Source organism: Sulfurimonas sp., from assembly GCF_032250635.1.
Taxonomy (GTDB): Bacteria; Campylobacterota; Campylobacteria; order Campylobacterales; family Sulfurimonadaceae; genus Sulfurimonas.
The window spans coordinates 1-3,573 of record NZ_JAVVFL010000210.1; the positions used below are offsets into that span (position 1 = coordinate 1).

The window sequence follows — 3,573 nt, forward strand, 5'->3', positions numbered from 1 at the left end:
CTACAAGAAGCAAAATAGATGTTGAAGCTAAAATGGCAGACCTTTTAAACAACATTAACTCTCTTGGAGAATCACTCCAAAACATGGAGCAAAAAAATCAAGAGAGTCAAAATACAATAGTTGAGTCTTCAAACAGACTAAACGATACCATCTCAACAATTACAAACAGTACAATCAAAGAGCTAAAAGAGATGATAAACAGTGCTGTTGATAGAATTCATAATGTTGCTCACAAAGAGAACGAGATGGTAGAGAATCTTCAAACACTTGTTACAAATGCAAATGAGACAAAAACTATTCTAGCAACCATCGGCGACATTGCAGAGCAGACAAATCTTCTAGCACTCAATGCAGCCATTGAAGCAGCGCGTGCAGGTGAGCATGGAAGAGGATTTGCGGTTGTTGCGGATGAAGTTCGTAAACTTGCGGAGAGAACCCAAAAAAGTCTTGCTGAGACATCTGCAACGACAAATGTTCTTATTCAATCCATCTCTGAGAGCTCTGATGCACTAAACAAAAATGCAAGTGATGTTAACGACATCTCAGGCGAAGTAAGCCTTATAAGCCACAAAATGGACGAGATTATAGATACGCTAAGCAATCTCTCTAAAAAATAGAGAGTTTTTAAGACAAAAGAGAGCCGGTATTTACGCTAATCCGTAAAACTTAGCCTCTTTTGGCTCTCCATGATAATACCCCTGAAGATAATCGACTCCAAGCTCTTTTACGCACTCAGATATCTCATGTGAACTGACAAACTCTGCAATACTCTTTATATTTATGTTTTTTGCAAACTGTATAAGCCACTGAACCATCAATCTTGCTTTTTCATCGCTAAGCAATTTTATTATAAGTGTGCCGTCAATTTTTATAAAATCTATATTTAACTTTATTAGATTTGTAAAGTTTGAGTAACCTGATCCAAAATCATCTATAGATATTTTGCATCCATACTCTTTAATCATTAAAATAAAATTCTCTACTACTTCATAGTCGTCTATCTCTTCAGTCTCCACTATCTCAAACGTAATTCTCTCACCGCCGTATTTCTCAAGCCTGTTTTTTATATACTCAAGCATTGTCTGAGATTTTATATTCTCATATGTCAAATTCATAGATATTTCGACATACGTTTTATCATATACGTTAAAGACCTTTTGCATCATCTGTCTGGTAAAAAACTCAAAAGTTCTATCTTCGATTGCTATGCTTAAAAAATCATACGGCTGGACGACTCTGCCATCTGGAAGCTGAAGCCTTGCAAGTGCCTCATACTTCATGATGGAGCCGTCTCTTGAGTCTATTATAGGCTGAAAATATGGAACTATGTATCCGTTGTGGAGGGCATCTTTATATACCTGATATTTATCCAGGTTAGATTTTTCTAAAGTCGTACACTCTGGGTTTATATTATATATCTTATACGAGAGTTTTGATACCATTGCCTCTTGAAGCGCCACGTTGGCACTGTGATGAAGATGCTCTATACCGTAAGAGATTCCAGCCGTAAAATCTGAGATTACTCTTGAGCCGTCACAGCTTGTATATGTAAAGCTCTCTATATTATTGAAAATAGAAAATTTTAAAATCGAGAGATACTTATCAAAAAGTTTTTTACTCTTCACCAATAGTGCAAACTTCTGAAGATTTATACTATAGAGGGATGCATCGCTATCTTTTATAAGATGCTTAAGAGTCTCTGCTTTATTTGAGATGATATCTTGAACCATCTCAAAACCGTAGAGCTGCTTTATTGCCTCAATCTGGTTTATATGGAGTATTACAAGCATAGCCTCATCTTGAAGCAGTGAAATCTCTCTCATCAAAGATTCTCTATTTGGCAGAGCTGAAATCTCATCTATTTCTATAGCTACCTCTTCTTTAGCGTTTAAAATTGTCTCTATCGCAGCCACAATAGAACTTTTTTGACAATCATCGCTCTTCTCGTAAAAATCCGCTATTTGCGTTAAATAATTTTCTAGCTTTGCCATTTTTAGATACTTTCTACAGTTTAAATATAAAAAAAAATTATGTCACTTTAACGTAGAATGCTTTAATTTATATTAATTAAAATCTACTAAGATAGAAAAATATAGCTATAATTCACCCTATAAATCAGGAGATACTATTTGCTGCTATACATACACATTCCCTTTTGTGACTCAAAATGCTACTACTGTGCGTTTAACTCTTACGTTGACAAGTTCCACCTAAAAGAAGACTATATGCAGGCACTTTGTGAGCAGCTTGTATTTGAACTAAAGAGATTTCAGGTAGCGCCAAAAGAGATAGAGTCACTCTTTATAGGCGGCGGAACTCCCTCAACCGTAGCGCCAAAACTCTATGAAAAACTCTTTGAGATGCTAAAGCCTTATCTGGGCAAAAACATCGAGATAACAAGCGAAGCAAATCCAAACAGCGCAACCGAAGAGTGGCTAAGAGGCATGCGAAAACTCGGCGTCAACAGAATTAGCTTCGGCGTGCAGAGTTTTGATGATGCAAAACTAAAACTGCTGAACCGTGCGCACAGCTCCGTTCAGGCAAAAGAGGCTGTTTTAAATGCAAAAAAAGCAGGGTTTGAAAATATTTCTCTTGACCTCATCTACGCAACTCTCGGGGACACGAAAGAGCTTTTAGAAAATGACCTAGAAACTGCTTTCTCGCTTCCCATCAACCATCTAAGCGCCTATGCGCTGACCATTGAAGAGGGAACTCCTTTTGAGAAAAAACCGCAGATGTCAAAAGAGAGGCTAAAGCTTACCTCTTGGTTTTTCAAGAAAATCACAGACTTTGGATTTGAGCAGTATGAGATAAGCAACTTCGGCTTATACAAAAGTACGCACAACCTTGGTTATTGGAACTATAAAGACTACATAGGACTTGGAAGCGGAGCTGTCGGCAAACTTGGCATGCAAAGATACTACCCCACTACGGATATCGAGGAGTATATAAAAAATCCTCTGGATATAAAAACAGAGCAGCTTGAGTCTGAGGATAAAAAAACAGAGCAGATATTTTTGGGATTTCGCTCATCTGTTGGAGTTGCACAAAACATTTTAAATAAAGAGGAGCTAAAGAGAGCTGAGCTTTTAGTTCAAGAGAGTAAACTAATAATAAAAGATGATACTTTTTATAACAAAGAGTACCTTTTAGCAGACGAGATTGCTCTGTTTATATCGTAGTTTAATTATTCTTTAGATAAAATCGTCACCTTATATAATTTTGAGGATTTTTTATGTTTGGTATGGGTTTTACTGAGATACTTATTATAGCCGTTATGGCGATCTTGTTCCTTGGTCCCGATAAGCTTCCAAGTACGATGGTGGAGATAGCTAAATTTTTTAGAAACGCAAAAAACACTATAGGAAGCATGAAAGAGTCGTTTGAAGATGAACTCAATGTAAAGAGCATGAAAGATGAAGCGCTGTCGTATAAAAAAGAGCTTCAAAATGCTTCGAACCAAGTAAAAGATGCAACAAATATTAAAAAAATGGCAGCAAAACTGACAACTCTTGAAGATGACAACATTGGAGAGAGCGGTCTGTTTGACAAGCCTAAAGACGAAACTTCCTC

General features: G+C 36.8%; 4 protein-coding genes. 3 read left to right on the forward strand and 1 reads right to left on the reverse strand.

What is annotated here, in order from left to right:
• Window positions 1–617 (forward strand): methyl-accepting chemotaxis protein (locus RQ763_RS10685; protein ID WP_314152944.1); only part of this gene is annotated, 617 nt, incomplete at its 5' end.
• Between the two features lie 30 nt (window positions 618–647).
• Here RQ763_RS10685 and RQ763_RS10690 read toward each other — a convergent pair.
• The gene (locus RQ763_RS10690) at window positions 648–1,991 is read right to left on the reverse strand and encodes an EAL domain-containing protein (protein ID WP_314152946.1); all 1,344 of its coding nucleotides are present in this window, start codon (window positions 1,989–1,991) and stop codon (window positions 648–650) included.
• A 138-nt stretch (window positions 1,992–2,129) separates the two neighbouring features.
• Here RQ763_RS10690 and hemW point away from each other — a divergent pair, with 138 nt between their 5' ends.
• Complete coding sequence (gene hemW, locus RQ763_RS10695) at window positions 2,130–3,182, forward strand: radical SAM family heme chaperone HemW (protein WP_314152947.1); 1,053 nt, start codon at window positions 2,130–2,132, stop codon at window positions 3,180–3,182.
• A gap of 53 nt (window positions 3,183–3,235) precedes the next feature.
• Window positions 3,236–3,573: Sec-independent protein translocase protein TatB (gene tatB, locus RQ763_RS10700; protein WP_314152948.1), on the forward strand; the 338-nt coding region annotated here is incomplete at its 3' end.

Bases quoted from the DNA above. Each gene is read 5' to 3' on its own strand.
- RQ763_RS10690 (WP_314152946.1), bottom strand. From the start codon at position 1,991: ATGGCAAAGCTAGAAAATTATTTAACGCAAATAGCGGATTTTTACGAG.